The sequence below is a fragment of the Simplicispira sp. genome (assembly GCF_028687295.1).
Lineage (GTDB): Bacteria > Pseudomonadota > Gammaproteobacteria > Burkholderiales > Burkholderiaceae_C > Simplicispira > Simplicispira metamorpha.
In genome coordinates, this window is record NZ_JAQUAL010000056.1 from 1 (window position 1) to 18730 (window position 18730).

Genomic DNA, 18730 nt, shown 5'->3' on the forward strand with positions numbered 1-18730 from the left:
CCGAGTCGCCCAACCTGACCTACCACCCCGAGCGCCTGTCCATGGAAAAGGTGGAAGACGCGCCGTTCAGCCCGCTCGACCGCATCGGCCAGCTGACCATGCGCAACCTCGACATCGTGGACACGCGTGCCAAGCTGGGTATTTACTCGAACGCGGGCTTGCTGTCGCTGGGCGGCAATGCGGCGCTGGCGCAGCTGGGCAACGACGACAAGCGCTGACGCGCGCAGCGCCCCGGCGGTTTGCGGGGCGCTTCAGTGGTCAAAATAGCCTCCAGCACCCGTGCAACGTGCGCTTTAAGCTATCAAAAAAGAAGCATTTACCGCCGCAGTCCGTGCCACACGGCTGCCACCGCCCTCGCCGCCAGGCCGGGCGGTTTTTTTATGGCGTTTCAGGCTTGCAAAGCGCGCGTGGTGGGCGCAAACAGCTATCAAAAAAAATAGCTTTTCAGGGCAGCACGCCGCTGGGTTCAGCGGCCTCGGCGCAGACGCGGTCGCGGCCACCGCGCTTGGCGCGGTACAGGGCCTCGTCGGCACGGGCCAGCAGGCTATCGACCGAATCACCCGCGCGCACTGTGGCCACGCCTGCGCTGACGGTGAGTGGCCCCTGGTGCGGAAAAGCGTGGGTACGCACCTGCTGCAACAAGCGCTCGGCCTGCTGCACGGCCTGCTCGGCGCTGGTTTCATGGCAGATCACCACAAACTCCTCGCCGCCCCAGCGGCACACGGTATCGACCTGGCGCACCAGCGACTGCATGAGCCTGCCCAGCTCGGCCAGCACCTTGTCGCCCATCAGGTGGCCCTGGCTGTCGTTGATGCGCTTGAAGTGGTCAATGTCGAACATGAGCACCGACAAGGGCCTGCCAAAGCGCTGGGCGCGCTCCACATCCAGCGCAAAAGAGCCCTCCAGCCCGTGGCGGTTGAGCAGGCCCGTGAGCGCATCGGTCTGCGACAGCGTGCGCAGCTGGGCGTTGAGCTGCTGCAAGCGGCGCATCCAGAGCAGGCTGGTGACGGCCACCACCCCCAACAAAGCCAGCAGCGCCAACAGCCAGCGCACGACCGCGTGGTCAAGGCCCACCTTGCTCACCACATTGATAGCGACATGGCGGTCCACAGCCCGTGCGCGGTCTTGGGCCGTGAGGGTGGCAATGCCTTTGTTGAGCAGGTCGCGCAGGGTGGTTTCGGACTTGAGCACGCCCATGCGCAGCTGGTTGTCGTAGCCGGGCACCTGGCCAGCAATCTTCAGGTTGAACCAGCCGTTGTGCTTGATGGTGTGCGCCGCCACGATGAGCGAGCGCAACGTGAGATCGGCCCTGCGCTCAGACACCATTTGCAGCGCTTCGGTTTCCGAATCGGTGCCGATGAACTGCAGCTGGGGGTAATCCGTGCGCAGGCGCTCCATCATGGCCGTGCCGCGCGGCAGGGCGATGGTGGCGCCCTTGAGCTGGCCCAGATCGGCAATGAAGGGGTGCTCCTCCCGGGTGATGAGGACGTTGGGGTCGGTGAGCAACGGTTCGGTAAACACCAGCCAGCGCTCGCGCTCGGGGGTGCGGTTCAAAAAGCTCATCAGGCGGCATTGCCCGGCCTGTGACGCGGCCAGCGACTCCTCCCAGGTGCGCGTGGGGTGCAGCTTGAATTGCAGGCCCTGGCGCTGTGCCACCAGCGCCAGCAGGTCGGCGGCAATGCCATCGTGCTGGCCATTGGCGTCGATGACCTCAAAGGGCCACCAGTCGGGGTCCACGCACAGGCTCAAGGGGCTGTGGGCGTTGAGGTAGGCGCGTTCGCTTTCACTCAAATGCGGCGCTGCCGACAGCGGCGCTGCCAGGCAGCAGCAGAGCAGCCACCATGGCCAGCGCGGGCGCCACATGGTCAGACCACCACAGGCTCGGGCTCCAGCCGGATGCCAAAGCGCTCGTACACACTGGTCTGGATGGCTTTGGCCAGTGTCATGACCTCGCCGCCGGTCACGCTGGTTTCGCCCCGGCCCTGGTTGACCAGCACCAGCGCCTGTTTTTCATACACCGCCGCTTTGCCCACGGTTTTGCCCTTCCAGCCGCAGGCATCGATGAGCCAGCCCGCCGCCAGCTTGATGCTGCCATCGGGCATGGGGTAGTGAACGATTTTGGGGTCGCGGGCGATGATGTCTGCGCACTGCTCGGGCGTGACGGTGGGATTTTTGAAGAAGCTGCCCGCGTTGCCCAACACCGCCGGATCGGGCAGCTTGGCACGGCGGATGGCGCACACCCAGTCAAAAATCTGCTGCGGCGAGGGGGGCACATCGGCCTCGGCGGCGCGGCGCTCCAGCTCGGCATAGCCCAGCTCGGGCTTCCAGGGTTTGGGCAGGCGAAAGCGCACCTGCGTAATCACGGCCCGGCCCGCCAGGCCCATGCCCCGGGGCACATCGCCCACCGCACTGCCCGGCGCGGGTGCGTGCTTGAACACCGAGTCGCGGTAGCCAAAGGCACACTGCGCGGCGTTGAGCGTAAAGCTCTGGCCGGTGGCCAGGTCGATGGCGTCGAGCGAGTCGAAGCGGTCTTGCAATTCGACGCCGTAAGCGCCAATGTTTTGCACGGGCGCAGCGCCCACGGTGCCTGGAATCAGCGCCAGGTTTTCCAGGCCCGGCCAGCCCTGCGCCAGCGTCCAGGCCACGGTGTCGTGCCAGGGCTCGCCCGCGCCGGCCTCGACGATCCAGGCATGTTCAGTTTCTTGTACCAGGCGGCGGCCCTTGATTTCCATTTTCAGCACCACGGGCTTGACATCGCCCGTGAGCACCACGTTGCTGCCCCCACCCAGCACAAACCAGGGCTGCGTGCCCAGCTGCGGGTGGGCGCGCAGGGCGTGTACATCGTCGCTGCTGCGCACGCGCACCAGTGTCTGGGCGCGGGCAACGATGCCGAAGGTGTTGTAGGGCTGCAGGGAGGCGTTGTTCTCGACTAACATCGCCCGGATTGTCGCACCGGCCCTGGGTGCGACGTGCTTTCTGGAGAGAACCCCACCATGCCATCGTTTGATACCGTTTGTGAAGCCGACTTCGTCGAAGTGAAAAATGCCGTGGAGAACGCGGCCAAAGAAATCGGCACCCGTTTCGACTTCAAAGGCACCTCGGCCGCTGTCGAACTCAAGGACAAAGAGATCACCCTGTTCGGCGATGCCGAATTCCAGCTCACACAGGTCGAAGACCTGCTGCGGGGCAAGCTCACCAAGCGCAATGTGGATGTGCGCTTTCTGGACATCGGCAAGCCGCAAAAAATCGGCGGCGACAAGGTCAAGCAGGTCATCAAGGTGCGCAACGGTATCGAGAGCGAGCTGGCCAAAAAGCTGCAAAAGCTCATCAAAGACAGCAAGCTCAAGGTGCAGGCGGCCATCCAGGAAGAAAAAGTGCGCATCACCGGCGCCAAGCGCGATGACCTGCAAGCGGCCATGGCGCTGATCCGCAAAGACATTGCCGACATGCCGCTGTCGTTCAACAACTTCCGCGACTGACCTGCACTGTCCCTGCGGCATGGCGTTTGCAGCGGGCCCAGGGCGGCCCGCGCCCTGAGCCCCACACCACATGTCCTCCAGCCCGCGCCACTGCGCCCACGAAGAAGAGTACGAAGACCTGCTCAGCCTGTGGGCGGATCTGGAGGCGGGCCTGTCGGTGTTGTTGGCACAGCCCCGGCAGGTGCTGGATTTTCCGGCCAAGGTGCGCCAGTTTGACCGCTGGCTGCAAGACCTGGCGGCGCACGACATTGATGCGGCGCTGTACCTGATGTTCCAGCTGGCCAGCACCTCCACCGTGGGCTACAGCGCCTCGCACGCGCTGGTGTGCAGCACGCTGTGCCACCTGATGGCGCGCGAACTGGCCTTGCCACTGCGCGAGCGCAACGCCCTGGTGCGCGCTGCCCTGACCATGAACATCGGCATGACGGCGCTGCAAGACGAGCTGGCCAGCCAGCGCGAGCGCCCCAACCCCGCCCAGCAAGACGCCATCCGCAACCACCCGCAAGAGAGCCAGACCATTCTGGAGCGCCTGTACGTCACCGACCACCTGTGGCTGGACGTGGTGGGCCAGCACCACGAGCGCCCCCACGAGCGCACACCGCTGGCCGAGCTGGAAGACGTGGAGCGCCTGACCCGCATTCTGGGCACCATCGACCGCTATGCGGCCATGATCAGCCCGCGCCAGTCACGCCCCGGGCGCAGCGCCCTGGACTCGGTGCGCGCTCTGGTCGGCCCGGGCATAGACCAGCGCGATGAAGTGGGCTATGCGCTGGTGCGCTGCGTGGGGCTGTGCCCACCGGGCACCCTGGTCAAGCTGGACAACGGCGACACCGCCATCGTGCTGCGCCGCAGCGACAAAGCCAACCTGCCACTGGTGGCCAGCCTGCTGGACCGCAGCGGCACGCATTACCGCGAACCGCGCCTGCACCAGACATCGCACGGCAAGCCGCGCATCCAGTCCGCCCTGCCACGCATGTCGGTGGTGGTGGAGATGAACCACCGCACCATGGTGCGCTTGGGGCTTTACGCAGCCCAGCGCAGCACGGGCCTGGTGTCGCAGCTGCCCACCTGAAAGCGCACACAGGCGCCAGGCCGGGCGCCGTGGTTAATGGGCGTGGCCCCAGTACAACAGCGCATCGCGCCCCTGCACCGACAGCTCCACCTGCGCGCCCACGGGCAGCATGACCTTGGTGGCCACGTGGCCGTAGGGCAGATTGGCCAGCACCGGCGCGGTGATTTTGCTGCGCAGCCAGTCCACCACGGTTTGCAGTTTGTAGCCCTTGTCGTGCGGCGCCAGCTGGTAGTTGGTGAATTGCCCCAGCAGCACCGCTTTTTGCTGCGCCAGCACACCCGCGTGCAGCAGCTGGGTGAGCATGCGCTCGATACGGTAGGGGTGCTCGTTCACATCCTCAATGAACAAAATACCGCCGGGCACCTGCGGCAAATATGGCGTGCCCACCAACGAGCTCAGCACCGTCAGGTTGCCACCCCACAGCCGCGCCGCCGGGATTTCAAACTCCTGCGGCAGGGCGGGCGGTACAGGCTCCGTGGGCGCAGCGCCGGGGCGGGCCTTGTCGCGCGGCATGCGCCAGCCGGTGCCCTCGCCGTGCCCCGAGAGCACGTCGTCAAAGCAGGCTTCCATGATGTCGTCGGGCAGGCCCTGAACGCCAAAATCAGCGCCCAGCGACGGCCCGGCCCAGGTCACGGCGCCGGTCTGGGCCAGCACGGCGTTCTGGAAGGCGGTGAAATCGCTCACGCCGACAAACAGCGTGCCGCCCTCGATGGCGCGGGCCACGGCGGCGTAGTCGATGTCCGGCAGCAACCGGGTCAGGCCGTAGCCGCCGCGCGAGATCAGCGCCACATCGGCACCGCTGGCAGCGGCGCGGTGGATGGCGGCCAGGCGCGTGGCGTCGTCGCCCGCAAAACGGGTGTGGCTGGCCAGGGCGTCGGGGTCAATCTCGACCTCGTGGCCCAGCGCTTGCAGGCGCTTGATGCCGCGCTTGAACGCGGCCTTGTCGCGTACTGCGCTGGAGGGGGAGTAGATGTAGATGTGCTTGGGGCCGTGGTCGTGGCCGCAATCGCAAGAGGTGTTTTCAGAAGACAAAGCGCCCGGGCCGCTCGTGGTGGCCCGCTCCGTGGAATGTGCGGGGGTGGGTGCGCTGCGCAGGCTGCGCGCGCAGGAGACATCAAGGCGCGAAGTATTCCACAGCCTGCTGGGCCAGCGCAGTGCCGTGCTCGGGCAACCAATGTCCGGCCCGGGGCACCACGGTGGGCGCAGGGCAGCCACGCACCTGGCGTTGCAGGTGCTGCATGACCACCAGCCCCCATACCGGATCGCCCTGCCCGGCCATGGCCAGCGTGCGCCCGGCCCAGCCATGGCGCCAAAAACCCTGTACCGAGGGCTCCAGGGCAGCCGTAGCCGCAGCTCCGGTGCCAGCAGCACCAGGCGCCCAGGTGGCTTGGGCCACTTCGGGTGCAGCACCCGCACGGTCTGCCCCACCAGCGCTGCCGTCCCCGTTCAGCCCGCCGTGGCCCGCTGGTTCGGCCCACGCAGCCGACAGCATCGCCGGAAACGCCCGCAGCGCTGCGCGGTAACCCCGGTCGGGGAATGGCGCCTCGTAGGCCGCGCACTCGGGCGCCGACAGCTGCGGCAGGTCGCGCGCCAGCAAGCGGCCTGCGCCATACAGCGGCTTGCGCGCGCACCAATCGCGCCAGCGTTGCCAATCGGCGGGCAGTGGTGCATCGCCCCCAGGCAGGCCGGTGTTCAGCGCCCACAGGCCAATAAAGCGCTCTGGGCAGGCGGGCACCAGCGCCAGGCCCAGGCTGCCGCCGCTGCCGTGGCCCACCAGCACGGTGCGGCGCAAGTCCAGCCGCTGCACCAGCTCCAGCAGCACCTGACGGTGCCAGGCGAAGCGGTGGGTGGGTTCTTTTTTGGGCTTGTCGCTGCGGCCAAAGCCGATCAGGTCGGGGGCCACCACGCGGTGGCCTGCGGCGGTGAACACGGGCAGCCAATGGCGGTACAGGTAGCTCCAGGTGGGCACGCCGTGCAGGCACAGCCAGGTGATGGGCGCATCGCGCGCTCCTTCGTCCAGGTAGTGCAGGCGCAGCCCGGCCAGCGCGGGCAGGTCGCTGACGTAGTGCGGTGCCCAGGGGTAATCGGGCAGGTGGGCAAAGCGCGCTTCGGGGGTGCGCAGGGCGTCGTCGCGCAGCGGGTGGGCGGCCAGGGCCTGGGCACGCTGGCTGCGGCGGCGCGCCTGGAAAAACGCCGCCAGCACCTGCGCACACTCATCGGCCAGCACCCCGCCCTGCACTACCGTCTGGTGGTTGAGCTGCGGCGTGGCAAACAAATTCAGCACCGATCCGGCCACGCCGGTTTTGGCATCGTGGGCACCAAACACCACCCGCGCCAAGCGGGCGTGCAGCATGGCGCCGGTGCACATAGCGCAGGGCTCCAGCGTGACGTAGAGCGTGCAGCCATCGAGCCGGTAGTTGCCCAGCTGCTGCGCGGCGGCGCGCAGGGCCTGGATTTCGGCGTGGGCGGTGGGGTCGTGGCCTTGCACGGGGGCGTTGCGGCCCGTGGCAATGAGCTGGCCCGCGCGCACCACCACGGCGCCCACGGGCACCTCGCCCGCCTGGGCGGCAGCCTGCGCCTGGGCCAATGCCAGACGCATCCAACGGGCATCTTCTTCAGGATTCATGCATTATTTTGATAGCTGCTCGCGCACACCCCGCAAGGGCTAGAGGCTGTTTTGACCTGTATTTTTACCCGGCAGTGCTGCGTTACAGCAGCGCAGGCCGTGCGCTGCCATGGTGCTTACTGCGCATCGTCTGGCAGCGCCCGGGGCTGCTGCATCACCCCTTCAACGGTTTGCTGGATGTGCTGCACCTGCTGGCCGGGCGTGCGCACAGCGGCGGGCGCAGACGGGGCCGCACCGGCATCGCCCGTGGCGCTGGCGGGCAGCGTGGGCACCGGCGGGTGGCCGATGGCGCCCCACTGGCGCTTGACCAGCACGCCCACAATGGCCAGCGCCAGCAGCACGGACAACAAGGTCAAAGCGGCACGCATCAGGCCCCCTTGCCCGGTTTGTCAGGCGGCAGCAGCAAATCATCGTCCAGTTCAAATCGCACTTCAAAACGGGGGTTGGTGGAACCAAAGCCCACGGGCTGCCCCGGCGGTGGTGCGGGCGTGACGGGCACTGCGGGCACGTCCTGCAAGGTCAGGGAGGGCAGCGGAAAGTCCATTTCCATGGGCTCATGCGGCGCAGTCAAATCCAAATCCAGCAAGACCGACGGGAATCCGTCAGCCGCCGGTGCAGGGGCATACGAGGGCGGCGCAGGCGGTGGCTGGGTGGCGATGGCGTGCGGCGCGGCCTCATCCAGGGCGGGCGACAGAGTTTCCAGGGCCCAAGGGAAGTCGTAGTCGGGCAAGCTGGGTGCGGCCTGCGGGGCACCTGCCGGGAGCAAGTCCAGCGCAGGCAAACCCATCTCGGGCAAGTGCTCTTGCAACGAGTCGCCGGGGAGCTCCAGCGCTGCGGGCAAGGTGCTGATGCCCTCGGAGAGGGCCGCATCTTCTGGCGTGGTGCGGGCGCGCGGCGGCGGTGCCCCCCGGACGCTGGCGGGAGTGGTCTGTGCAATGGCGTACAGCAGCAGCAGGTCTTCGTAGGCGGCCAAATCAAACAAGGGCATGGCAGCGTTGTCGCGCCGGAACAGGCACGACTCCAGCTGCTGTAGCACCACGTCATCGCTCCACTGCGCCTCGATGGCGGCCAGGGCATCGGTGTAGCCCAGCAAGGTGTGCCCTGGCCGGTTGAAGCCCGCAAACTCGGGCACCTGTGCATTGAAGTAGCGGTGGAATTGCGCACGCAAGGCGTTGAAGTCGTCGATGCGGCCCAGGGAGTGGTACAGCCGCATCAAGTCGAGATAGGCCAAGGGGGAGGACTGCTCGTTGTCGGCGATGTGTTGCTTCATCACGTCAATGGCCTGGTCGTGTTCGCCCACCGAGACAAAAAACTCGGCCTGCTGCTGCAAATCAAACAACGCTTCTGGGTTGATGACACGCACGGCGGGCACGGCGGGGGCCACCGGATCGGTAGCTGTGGGCACGGCAGGCACCGGCACTGCGGGGGCCACAGCCTGGCTGCCTGGCAGCGGATCGGGGACGGATGTGTCCGCAGGCGCGGCTTGCGCAGCCTCCAGCGGTGCCAGTGCAGCGGGCACGGGCGCCGCAACGGGCGCGTCTGTGGCGCGCGCGGTGGAATCGGCATCGTGGTGGCGCTCTACGGCGTCATGCCATGCAGCACTTTGGGCAACGCGCGCGCGCTGCCACAGCCAGGCAATCCCGGCCAGCGCCGCCGCCAGCAAAGCCAGCAAGGCGTACACCAGCGGCGCCGGAAAACGCTCGGACTCGACCATTTCCAGGCGATCTCGCAAGCCCGCCATGGTGGCCTGGTCTTGGGCGGTGCTGGCGCGCAAGGTGTTGAGGTCGGCAGTCAACTGCTCCAGGCTGGCGCTGCTGCGGCGCAACTCTTCAGGGGTGCTGCCCAAGATGCGCCAGGCAGCGGCGGCCTCGGCGCGCTGCTCGGTGGCAGCCTCGCCAGGGATGTGCGCCAGCTCGGTGGACAGGCGCAGCCCCGCCGGAGCGGGCTGCGCAAGGTCCAGCGGCTCTATCACCAGCCGCGCGCGCTGCGGTGGCACTGCGGGCGCGGCGCTTGCGGCAACGCGGGGTACTGGGGCAGCACGTTCGCGCGGTACCGGGCGCGGCGCGGGCCGGGGCGCGCTTGCCTCTGGCGACTCTGCGCCCGAAGCGGGTGGGCGCGCAGAGCGACTGCTGCCCGGGGATGGCAGCGCCTGGGCGCCACGGCCATCACTGCGGGCGGGTGCCGCGTCGGGCTTGAGGGCGGCAATGGCAATGGGCGCTGTCGCGGCGGCCACGGTGTCCGGCAAATCGGCCAGAAAGGTATAGGTGCGGGTGATTTTGCCGCTGCAACCAGCCGACAACTGCACGGTGACGATGGGCTCGTTGACCACCCCGGATGCGCGCAGGCGCACCGCCGAGGATCGGCCCGGCACTGCGGGCAGCGGTGTGATGTCTATGCGCGACTGGCTGATGAGCGTATCGCCCAGCAATATATCGGCGGCAACGCAGGCCCCATCGACCGACTCGGTGCCATCTGTCAGCACCTGGAACACCAAGTCCAGGGGGCGGCCCAGCACCACGGTGCCACGCGACTCACCCAACGACAACGCCGCCGCACCACATGTGGTCAAGGCCACACCGGCAGCCAGCAATGTGTTACGAAAATTCACGTTTCTCCTTCAATGGAGTTTTCGATTCTGGCACAGAACCACGGCGACACCGGCGCAGGGCAGAAGGGATAATGCCGCAATGAACATACACTTTTCTACCGTAGGCATTGTGGGTTCGGGTGCCATGGGCCGCGGCATTGCACAAATCTGCGCCCAGGCAGGCAGCCAGGTGGTGTTGCTGGACGCCCAACCCGGCGCAGCCGATGCCGCCCACACCGCCATCGTCGCCCAATGGCAGCGCCAGGCCGAAAAAGGCCGCCTGGATGCAGCACATGTCGCCGTGCTCCGTGAGCGCCTGCACACAGCAGCCACGCTGGATGAGCTGGCCCACTGCAATCTGGTGGTCGAGGCCATCGTCGAGCGCCTGGAGGCCAAGCAGGATTTGCTGGCCCAGCTCGAAGCGCTGCTGGCACCCGGCGCTGTGCTGGCCACCAACACCTCGTCGCTGTCGATCACGGCCATTGGCGCCGCCTTGCAGCGCCCCGAGCGCCTGGCGGGCTTTCACTTCTTCAACCCGGTGCCGCTGATGAAGGTGGTGGAAGTGGTGGCCGGGCTCAAAACCGACCCAGCCGTCTGCGCCACGCTCTCGGCCTATGCACGCGACCTGGGGCACACGCCCGTGCAGGCGCAAGACACGCCCGGCTTCATCGTCAACCACGCGGGCCGGGGCTATGGCACTGAAGCGCTGCGCATTCTGGGCGAAGGCGTGGCCGATGTGGCCACCATTGACCGCATCCTGCGCGACCAGGTGGGCTTCAAGCTTGGGCCATTCGAGTTACTGGACTTGACTGCGCTGGACGTATCGCACCCGGTGATGGAATCCATCTACCACCAATACTATGAAGAGCCGCGCTTTCGGCCCAGCGTCATCACGGCGCAGCGGCTGGCGGGCGGCCTGGTGGGCAAAAAAGTGGGCGAAGGCTTTTACCGCTATGCCGATGGCGTGGCCCACATCAGCCCTGAGCCTGCCGTGCCCGTGGTGGCCGATGCCGACATGCCCCCGGTGTGGGTATCGCCGCGCGCGGCCCGGCGCGCTGAGCTGTACCAGTTGCTCAAAGACCTGGGCGCACGTATCGAAACCGGCACCTCGCCCTCGCCCCAGGCGCTGACGCTGGTGGCGCCGCTGGGCTTTGATGTGACCACTGTGGCCGTGGTGGAGCGCCTGGACCCGGCCCGCACCGTGGGCATCGACATGTTGATCGAAGACGCCGCCACCAAGCGCCGCGTGCTGGCCACCAACCCGGCCACGCGCGTCGATATGCGCAACGCCGCCCATGCCCTGTTTGCCCGCGACGGCAAGCCCGTGAGCGTGATCCGCGACAGCGGCGGCTTTGTCACGCAGCGCGTGGTGGCCCACATCGTGAACATTGCCAGCGACATCTGCCAGCAAGGCATTTGCAGCCCCGCCGACCTGGAAACCGCCGTCACGCTGGGGCTGGGCTACCCGCTGGGGCCGCTGGCCATGGGCAACCGCTGGGGCCCGACCAACATCCTGGAAGTGCTGTTCAACCTGCAAACCGTGTATGGCGACACACGCTACCGCCCCAGCCCCTGGCTGCGCCGGCGCGGTGCCATCGGTCTGAGCCTGCTGCACGAAGAAGAGTAAGCCTGCGCAGCAGGCACCTGAACAGACCATGGACGACCCGATTCTGACCATTGAAGAACGTGAAGCGATCAACTCTGGCCGCTGGTTTTCATCACTCTCGCCCTCGCTGCGCCACGACATCCTGCGCTGCGCCTACGTCAAGCGCTACAAGGACGACGGCCTCATCGTGGCGCGCGGCGACCCGCCCGAAGAGTGGGTGGCCTGCGCCAAGGGGGCGGTGCGCGTCAGCTCCACGTCCATCTCGGGCAAGCAGATCACGCTCACCTACATCGAGCCGGGCATCTGGTTTGGCGACGTGGCGCTGTTTGACGGCGACCGGCGCACCCACGATGCCTATGCCCACGGTGACACCACCATCCTGTGCGTGGCCAGGGCCGATTTCCACAAGATTTTGGCCACGCATGTGGAGCTGTACGACGCCATCTTGCTGCTGCACGCACGGCGCATCCGCCAGCTCTATGGGCTGGTCGAAGACCTGAACACGCTGCCGCTGCGCGCGCGCCTGGCCAAGCAGCTGCTGCACCTGGTGCGCAGCTACGGCATTCCCAGCCTGTCGGATGGCGACGAAGTGCGCATCGGCCTGCAACTGGCGCAAGAAGAACTGGCGCAGCTGCTGGGCGCCTCGCGCCAGCGCGTGAACCAGGAGCTCAAGGCCATGGAGCGCGAGGACACCATCCGCATCGAGCCCGGTGGTCTGGTGGTGCGCAACCGCAAGGCACTGCTGCGCATCACGGAAACCGACCACTGAGGCGCCAGCGGCAGGCCTGGCCGGCACAGCAAATCACTATTTATTTGATAGCTGCTTGCGCTCAGCCATATTGGGCTTAAGGCACATTTGGCTTTAAAAAAATGACGATACCCTTGGGGTGCCCCAATGGCCGCCCATGCGCTGCTGGCACGCCAGCAGTACCGCAGACACACCCACGGGCCGCGTCTGGCCTCAAGCCTGCGGCTGGGCCACCAGCCACTGGGCCGCGCCTTGGCCAGCGCGCACGCCGGTGGCCATGCTGGCCGTGAGCAGGTAGCCGCCCGTGGGCGCCTCCCAATCGAGCATCTCTCCGGCGCAAAACACGCCGGGCAGATCGCGCAGCATGAGGTGATCGTCCAGCGCCTCAAACTGCACGCCGCCCGCCGTGCTGATAGCCTCGTCGATGGGCCGCGTGGCCACCACCGTGATCGGCAGCGCCTTGATGGCCTGGGCCAGGGCCTGCGGGTCGTTCATGCGCTCTTTACCCAGTTGCTCGTAGAGGATGCCCATCTTGATGCCGTCCAGCCCCAGGCGGCTTTTGAGGTGGCTGCTCAAGCTGCGTGTGCCGCGCGGGTGGCGCACTTCGGCCAGCACACGCTCGGGGCTGTGGTCGGGCAGCAAATCCAGGTGCAGCGTGGCGCTTCCGTGGGCCTGCACCTCATCGCGCAAGAGCGCCGAAACAGCGTAGACCAGGCTACCCTCAATGCCCGTGGCAGTGGCAACAAATTCGCCACGGCGGCTGAAATGCCGCCCCGCGCTGTCGGTAAACGCAATGGCCACCGACTTGAAGGGCTGGCCTGCAAAGCGGCTGGCGAAATGCGCCGACCAGCCCACGGCGGGCGTCTGGCCCAACAGTTCGCGCAAAAATTCACGCCGTGTCTCGTGCCCCATCGTGTGCTGGGGCAGCACATCAAAACCGCAGTTGGACGGGCGCAGCGGCGCCACCGCCACACCGCGCGCGACCAGCCAGGGCGCCCAGGCGCCGTCCGAACCCAGCCGCGCCCAGCTGGCCCCGCCCAGCGCCAGCACCACCGCACGGGCGCTGACCTGCACAGCGCCCGTGGGCGTGGTGAACTGCAGCGCTGCACCATCGGCGCTCCAGCCTGTCCAGCGGTGGCGCATGTGGAACTGCACCCCCATGCCGCGCAAACGCTGTAGCCAGGCGCGCAACAAGGGCGCCGCCTTCATATCGGTGGGAAACACCCGCCCCGAGGTACCTACAAACGTGCCAATACCCAGGTCTTGCGCCCAGGCACGCACCTGCTCGGCACCCCAAGGCTGCAACAAGGGGGCCAGCTGCTGCTGGCGATCACCAAAGCGGCCCACAAAGGTCGGTGCCGGCTCTGAATGCGTGAGATTGAGCCCGCCCTTGCCGGCCAGCAAGAATTTGCGACCTACCGTGGGCATGGCATCGAAAACATGGACGCTGACACCTTGGCGGGCCAGGGTTTCTGCGGCCATCAAGCCAGCGGGGCCCGCGCCCACAATGGCAACGTCGCAAGAGGGGTGGGAGAGTTCAATAGTCAAAGCATTCATGCTGGATCATATACTTGCCACACGCGCGCCAGGCCTACACTTCTTGCTATCAGGGTCATAGCTAAAAACAGGCTGGCAGCAGCGGTGCAAACACCGGTTTCTGTCACAATGCACGCACTTTATCTTGAGCGCCCCCGATTGAAGGAAAATTCATGGCCAACGAATTGATCAAACACGTCTCTGACGCCAGCTTTGAAGCCGACGTACTCAAGGCAGCCCCGCCCGTGCTGGTGGACTACTGGGCTGAGTGGTGCGGCCCCTGCAAGATGATTGCCCCCATCCTGGACGAAGTGGCCAGCGCCTACCAAGGCAAGCTGCAAGTGGCCAAAATGAACGTCGATGAAAACCGCGAAGTTCCGGCCAAATTTGGTATCCGCGGCATCCCGACGCTGATGCTGTTCAAGGACGGTGAACTGGTCGCCACCAAAGTGGGCGCCTTGAGCAAGGCCCAGCTCACTGCCTTCATCGACCAACAGCTGGCCTGATACGCCCCCCCGCGCAGCGCACTCACAGCCTGCGCGCCCTCCGTCCCAAGCCAAGGCGGAGGGTTTCTCCTGTGATATGCGCCAGAGCAGCGCGATTTTCCCGAAAATTTTCCTGTCATAATCTGTGTCGATCTTTGGGCTGCACGCATTGGCAGCCTGCACCAGATCACCCGGTTGGCCCAAGCTGCCTACCGCAGTTTTTCCGGCATCTCGCATTCCCCCCAAGATTCATACCAACTCCGCCAAGGAGTCACCCCCATGCACCTCAACGAACTCAAGGCACTGCACGTGTCTGAAGTCCTCAAGCAGGCCGAAGCGCTTGAAATCGAAAACGGCGGCCGCATGCGCAAGCAGGAACTGATGTTTGCCATCATCAAGAAGCGGGCGAAAGCGGGTGAGCAGATTTTTGCCGATGGCGTGCTGGAAATCCTGCCCGACGGCTTTGGCTTCCTGCGCAGCCCCGACACCAGCTACACGGCCAGCACCGACGACATCTACATCAGCCCCAGCCAGGTGCGGCGCTTTAACCTGCACACCGGCGACATGATCGAAGGCGAAGTGCGCACGCCCAAGGATGGTGAGCGCTACTTTGCGCTGACCAAGCTCGACCGGGTCAACGATGGCCCGCCCGAACAGAACAAGCACAAGGTGATGTTTGAAAACCTCACGCCGCTGTTCCCCAAGGAGCACATGCGGCTGGAGCGCGACATCAAGAGCGAAGAAAACATCACTGGCCGCATCATCGACATCATTGCCCCGATTGGCCGCGGCCAGCGCGCTCTGATCGTGGCTCCACCCAAGAGCGGCAAAACGGTGATGATGCAGCACATTGCCCACGCCATCACCGCCAACAACCCCGATGTGCATTTGATGGTGCTGCTGGTGGACGAGCGCCCCGAAGAAGTCACCGAAATGCAGCGCACGGTGAAGGGCGAGATCATTGCCTCGACTTTTGATGAGCCAGCGGCGCGCCATGTTCACGTCGCTGAAATGGTGATCGAACGCGCCAAGCGCCTGGTCGAGCTGAAAAAAGACGTGGTGATTTTGCTGGACTCCATCACCCGCCTGGCCCGTGCCTACAACAACGTCGTGCCGTCCTCGGGCAAGGTGCTTTCGGGCGGCGTGGACGCAGCCGCACTGCAACGCCCCAAGCGCTTCTTTGGCGCAGCGCGCAAAGTGGAAGAAGGCGGCTCACTGACCATCATTGCCACGGCGCTGGTCGATACCGGCAGCCGCATGGACGAGGTGATTTTTGAAGAATTCAAGGGCACGGGCAACTGCGAAATCCACCTGAATCGCCGCCTGTATGAAAAGCGCGTGTTCCCTGCCATCGAACTCAACAAGAGCGGCACCCGCCGCGAAGAGCTGCTGCTGGCGCCTGAAATTCTGCAAAAAACCCGCATCCTGCGCCAGTTCATGTACAACATGGACGAGATCGAATCCATGGAGCTGATGATCAAGAAAATGAAGGAAACCAAGACCAATGTGGATTTCTTCGACGCCATGCGCCGGGGCGGCTGAAGCGCTGCGGGCTATAATCGAGGGCTTTTTATTGCGGAAAGTACGCCAAGCGGTTTGGCGCGGCTCCCGCACTTGACAAGGATTGATCATGAAAGAAGGCATTCACCCCAACTACCGCGAAGTTCTGTTCGTGGACCTGTCCAACGGTTTCAAGTTTGTGACCCGCTCCTGCGTGAACACCAAAGAAACCGAAACCTTTGAAGGCAAGGACTACCCGCTGTACAAGCTCGATACCTCGTCTGAGTCGCACCCCTTCTACACCGGCACGCAAAAGTCGGTGGACAACATGGGCGGCCGCGTCGAGAAGTTCCGCAACCGTTTCGGCAAGACGACTGTGGCGAAGTAATCTTCGCTGCTCCGCCAAAAAGGCAGCCCGGGCAACCGTGCTGCCTTTTTGTTTGCGCTTATTCTCCAGCCACCCCAAGCCTTCCCTGACTGACGCGTGAACCATCTGACCCCCGCCATCGTGGCGCAAAGTGCTGTGCGCAGGCTGCCTCGGCCGGCGCTGCTGTTGCTGTGTCTGGCCTACATCCTGCCGGGCTTTGTAGCGCGTGACCCATGGCGCGGTACCGACATGGTGGCATTTGGCTACATGCGCGCACTGGCGCAGGGCCACACCGACTGGCTGGCGCCCCAGTTGCTGGGCATGGCGCCCGACACCCTGGGGCTGCTGCCGTACTGGCTGGGCGCCTGGGCCTTGCAGGGGCTGGGCACCGTACTGCCACCCGAGCTGGCCGCGCGCATCCCGTTCATTGCCATGTTGGTGCTCACGCTGTGGGCCACCTGGCATGGCGTGTATTGGCTGGCACGCAGCCGTGGCGCGCAACCCGTGGCCTTCGCGTTCGGTGGCGAGGCACAGCCCGCCGACTATGCCTGTGCCATGGCCGATGGCGCCCTGCTGGCCTTGCTGGCTTGCCTGGGTCTGGCACAGCCTTCGCACGAGGTGACCTCGTACCTGACACAACTGTGCTGCACGACGCTGGTGTTTTTTGCCCTGGCGGGGGCCCCCCACCTGCGCTGGCGCCCTGTGCTGGCCTTGGTGGCTGGCCTGCTGGGGCTGGTGCTCAGCGGCGCACCCACGCTGGCGCTGCTGTACGGCGCGGGTGGCGCGGCCCTGTGCCTGCTGGAATACCGCTGCGCCCTGCAAACACGTGCCGGTGCCCGGTGGTGGGGCCTGATGGTGGTCGCACTCAGCCTGGGGGCAGCCCTGCTGGCCTGGCAACTTGACCTGCTGCGCTGGCACGCCACCCTGCCCCAGGCCGATGACAGCGCCAGCCTGGCCCGGCTGCTGCTCTGGTTCACCTGGCCGGCCTGGCCGCTGGCACTGTGGACGCTGTGGCGCTGGCGCAAACAAATCGCCACGCGCGCACCACACCGGCATTTGCTGCTGCCGCTGTGGTTTGTGCTCGTCTCCCTGGGCGCCACCCTGACCACCCAACCGGCAGACCGCGCACTGCTGCTGGCACTGCCCGCACTGGCGGCACTGGCGGCTTTTGCCTTGCCCACACTCAGCCGCAGCGTGGCCGCACTGGTGGACTGGTTCACGCTGCTGTTCTTCAGCAGCTGCGCCATTGCCATCTGGGTGGTGTGGATTTCCACGCAAACGCATATCCCGGCCAAACCGGCCGCCAACGTGGCCAAGCTGGCACCTGGTTTTGTGCCCGAGTTTTCGATGCTGGCGCTGCTGCTGGCTTTGGTGGCCAGCGCCGCCTGGTGTGCGCTGGTGGGCTGGCGTGCCAAGCGCCACCGCGCAGCCATCTGGAAAAGCCTGGTGCTGCCCGCCGCAGGCTCCACCCTCAGCTGGGTGCTGCTGATGACGCTGTGGCTGCCCATGCTGAACTACGGCCGCAGCGACGCGCCGCAGGTGCGCGCCATCGTGGCAGCACTGGGCCAGGGCACCAGCGGCTGCGTGGCAGCCCAGCACCTGAGCCGCAACCAGGTGGCAGCGCTGCAATACCACGGCAAGCTGCAACTGCTGCCTGCGGACAGCCACCACACCTGCGACTGGCTGATTGCACCGGCAGACACGCCCGCACCGCACCACAGCGCCCGTTGGCAGGAACAGCAGCGCATTGCGCGCCCCACCGACGCCAAGGATGTGCTGGTGCTGTACCGCCGCCGCCCAACCTGACAGAGCCAAAATTTCAGGTCAAATCCGGCTCTAATGCCCGTGGAATAAGCGCAAGCAGCTATTAAAAAAGTAGCTAAAAATGCCCACGAAAGGCAACGCTTTATCCGGCTCCAGGCGTGGGCATGGCCAGCGCGTTGTGCGGTTTGCGCACCCGGCTGGCCGGAAAATGCACGCTGAAGGTAGAGCCACGACCAGGCTTGCTATCGATCTCCAGCACGGCATCGTGGCGCTGCAACACATGCTTGACGATAGACAGCCCCAGCCCCGTGCCACCGGTTTCGCGCGAACGGCTGTGGTCCACGCGGTAAAAACGCTCTGTCAGGCGTGGCACATGCTTGGGGTCAATGCCGGGGCCGGTGTCCTGCACTGAAAACACCGCGCCGCCATCGTCTAGCCAGCGCCATTTCACCGTGATGGAGCCGCTGGCAGGTGTGTAGCGCACCGCATTGGCCACCAGGTTGGAGAGCGCACTCAGCAACTCGGACTGTATGCCCGCAATCTCGCCCAGCCCTTCTGCCGGAGCGGGCAGCGGAAACACCATGGTGTGGTGCTGCGACTGGTTGCGCGTGAGCAGCTGCGACAGGGCGCGCCCCTCGTCCGCACATTGCTCCAACAAGCGCTGCACCGATACCCATTCGCCCTTGCCCGGCCAGGGGCTGTCCTCCAGTCGCGACAGCGTCAACAAGCCCTGCACCACGTTTTGCATGCGCATGGCCTGCTGGGCCATCAAGGCCAAGTAGCGCTCGTTTTCTTCGGGAGACAGCTTCAGGGTTTGCAGCGTCTCGACAAAACCGGTCAGCACCGTCAGGGGCGTGCGGATTTCATGGGAGACGTTGGCGACAAAATCGCGCCGCATGGCCTCGGCCTGCTCCAGCGCCGTGATGTCACGCGACAACATCAGCTTGCGCCCCTGGCCGT

General features: G+C 65.8%; 16 protein-coding genes and 1 pseudogene. 9 read left to right on the top strand and 8 right to left on the bottom strand.

Annotated elements, in window-relative coordinates; translation table 11 throughout:
• Window positions 1–218, top strand: a pseudogene (locus PHX69_RS08135) (argininosuccinate synthase); the annotation flags it as partial.
• Window positions 219–444: 226 nt separating this feature from the next.
• Here PHX69_RS08135 and PHX69_RS08140 read toward each other — a convergent pair.
• Window positions 445–1791, bottom strand: coding sequence for a diguanylate cyclase (locus PHX69_RS08140; RefSeq protein WP_288043247.1), 1347 nt, complete (start codon window positions 1789–1791; stop codon window positions 445–447).
• Between the two features lie 74 nt (window positions 1792–1865).
• Entirely contained in the window at window positions 1866–2936 is a 1071-nt protein-coding gene (gene murB, locus PHX69_RS08145) for a UDP-N-acetylmuramate dehydrogenase (protein WP_288043249.1), read from the bottom strand.
• A gap of 57 nt (window positions 2937–2993) precedes the next feature.
• Here murB and PHX69_RS08150 point away from each other — a divergent pair, with 57 nt between their 5' ends.
• Together PHX69_RS08150 and PHX69_RS08155 are read left to right on the top strand one after the other, a co-directional pair.
• Window positions 2994–3479 carry a YajQ family cyclic di-GMP-binding protein gene (locus tag PHX69_RS08150; RefSeq protein WP_119012764.1) on the top strand — a complete coding sequence of 162 codons (486 nt, stop codon included), beginning with the start codon at window positions 2994–2996 and terminating at the stop codon, window positions 3477–3479.
• Window positions 3480–3549: 70 nt separating this feature from the next.
• The gene (locus tag PHX69_RS08155) at window positions 3550–4551 is read left to right on the top strand and encodes an HD-GYP domain-containing protein (protein ID WP_288043250.1); all 1002 of its coding nucleotides are present in this window, start codon (window positions 3550–3552) and stop codon (window positions 4549–4551) included.
• A 33-nt stretch (window positions 4552–4584) separates the two neighbouring features.
• Here the strand turns inward: PHX69_RS08155 and PHX69_RS08160 are convergent, their stop codons facing one another.
• The 4 genes from PHX69_RS08160 to PHX69_RS08175 form a co-directional block, all read right to left on the bottom strand.
• Window positions 4585–5583 (bottom strand): LD-carboxypeptidase, encoded by a 999-nt coding sequence (locus tag PHX69_RS08160; RefSeq protein ID WP_288043251.1) that lies wholly within the window; start codon window positions 5581–5583, stop codon window positions 4585–4587.
• Between the two features lie 82 nt (window positions 5584–5665).
• Complete coding sequence (gene tadA / locus PHX69_RS08165; RefSeq protein ID WP_288043252.1) at window positions 5666–7177, bottom strand: tRNA adenosine(34) deaminase TadA; 1512 nt, start codon at window positions 7175–7177, stop codon at window positions 5666–5668.
• Window positions 7178–7293: 116 nt separating this feature from the next.
• Window positions 7294–7533 carry a hypothetical protein gene (locus tag PHX69_RS08170; protein ID WP_288043253.1) on the bottom strand — a complete coding sequence of 80 codons (240 nt, stop codon included), beginning with the start codon at window positions 7531–7533 and terminating at the stop codon, window positions 7294–7296.
• A gap of 11 nt (window positions 7534–7544) precedes the next feature.
• A complete protein-coding gene (locus tag PHX69_RS08175) occupies window positions 7545–9785 on the bottom strand; it encodes a type IV pilus assembly protein FimV (protein WP_288043254.1) in 2241 nt (746 codons plus the stop codon).
• A gap of 79 nt (window positions 9786–9864) precedes the next feature.
• Here PHX69_RS08175 and PHX69_RS08180 point away from each other — a divergent pair, with 79 nt between their 5' ends.
• The gene (locus PHX69_RS08180) at window positions 9865–11391 is read left to right on the top strand and encodes a 3-hydroxyacyl-CoA dehydrogenase (protein WP_288043255.1); all 1527 of its coding nucleotides are present in this window, start codon (window positions 9865–9867) and stop codon (window positions 11389–11391) included.
• Window positions 11392–11419: 28 nt separating this feature from the next.
• Entirely contained in the window at window positions 11420–12139 is a 720-nt protein-coding gene (locus PHX69_RS08185; RefSeq protein ID WP_119012770.1) for a Crp/Fnr family transcriptional regulator, read from the top strand.
• A gap of 192 nt (window positions 12140–12331) precedes the next feature.
• Here PHX69_RS08185 and PHX69_RS08190 read toward each other — a convergent pair whose 3' ends face one another.
• The gene (locus PHX69_RS08190) at window positions 12332–13675 is read right to left on the bottom strand and encodes a TIGR03862 family flavoprotein (protein ID WP_288043257.1); all 1344 of its coding nucleotides are present in this window, start codon (window positions 13673–13675) and stop codon (window positions 12332–12334) included.
• A 152-nt stretch (window positions 13676–13827) separates the two neighbouring features.
• Between PHX69_RS08190 and trxA the strand changes: the two genes are divergently transcribed.
• The 4 genes from trxA to PHX69_RS08210 all read left to right on the top strand — a co-directional run bounded on the left by trxA (window position 13828) and on the right by PHX69_RS08210 (window position 17812).
• Window positions 13828–14160: a thioredoxin TrxA gene (gene trxA, locus PHX69_RS08195; protein WP_119012772.1), complete on the top strand. Its 333-nt coding sequence runs from the start codon at window positions 13828–13830 to the stop codon at window positions 14158–14160.
• A 258-nt stretch (window positions 14161–14418) separates the two neighbouring features.
• Complete coding sequence (rho, locus tag PHX69_RS08200; protein WP_119012773.1) at window positions 14419–15681, top strand: transcription termination factor Rho; 1263 nt, start codon at window positions 14419–14421, stop codon at window positions 15679–15681.
• Window positions 15682–15769: 88 nt separating this feature from the next.
• Window positions 15770–16027: a type B 50S ribosomal protein L31 gene (locus PHX69_RS08205; protein WP_119012774.1), complete on the top strand. Its 258-nt coding sequence runs from the start codon at window positions 15770–15772 to the stop codon at window positions 16025–16027.
• Between the two features lie 96 nt (window positions 16028–16123).
• Window positions 16124–17812: a hypothetical protein gene (locus PHX69_RS08210; RefSeq protein ID WP_288043259.1), complete on the top strand. Its 1689-nt coding sequence runs from the start codon at window positions 16124–16126 to the stop codon at window positions 17810–17812.
• A 100-nt stretch (window positions 17813–17912) separates the two neighbouring features.
• On the opposite strand, the gene PHX69_RS08215 is transcribed toward PHX69_RS08210, so the two are convergent.
• A partial coding sequence (locus PHX69_RS08215; RefSeq protein ID WP_288043260.1) for an ATP-binding protein occupies window positions 17913–18730 on the bottom strand: 818 nt, incomplete at its 5' end.

Excerpts from the sequence above, each read along its gene's own strand:
- rho (WP_119012773.1), top strand. The coding sequence starts at position 14,419 with ATGCACCTCAACGAACTCAAGGCACTGCACGTGTCTGAAGTCCTCAAG.
- tadA (WP_288043252.1), bottom strand. The coding sequence starts at position 7,177 with ATGAATCCTGAAGAAGATGCCCGTTGGATGCGTCTGGCATTGGCCCAG.
- PHX69_RS08155 (WP_288043250.1), top strand. The coding sequence starts at position 3,550 with ATGTCCTCCAGCCCGCGCCACTGCGCCCACGAAGAAGAGTACGAAGAC.
- PHX69_RS08150 (WP_119012764.1), top strand. The coding sequence starts at position 2,994 with ATGCCATCGTTTGATACCGTTTGTGAAGCCGACTTCGTCGAAGTGAAA.
- murB (WP_288043249.1), bottom strand. The coding sequence starts at position 2,936 with ATGTTAGTCGAGAACAACGCCTCCCTGCAGCCCTACAACACCTTCGGC.
- PHX69_RS08205 (WP_119012774.1), top strand. The coding sequence starts at position 15,770 with ATGAAAGAAGGCATTCACCCCAACTACCGCGAAGTTCTGTTCGTGGAC.
- PHX69_RS08185 (WP_119012770.1), top strand. The coding sequence starts at position 11,420 with ATGGACGACCCGATTCTGACCATTGAAGAACGTGAAGCGATCAACTCT.
- PHX69_RS08190 (WP_288043257.1), bottom strand. The coding sequence starts at position 13,675 with ATGAATGCTTTGACTATTGAACTCTCCCACCCCTCTTGCGACGTTGCC.
- trxA (WP_119012772.1), top strand. The coding sequence starts at position 13,828 with ATGGCCAACGAATTGATCAAACACGTCTCTGACGCCAGCTTTGAAGCC.
- PHX69_RS08180 (WP_288043255.1), top strand. The coding sequence starts at position 9,865 with ATGAACATACACTTTTCTACCGTAGGCATTGTGGGTTCGGGTGCCATG.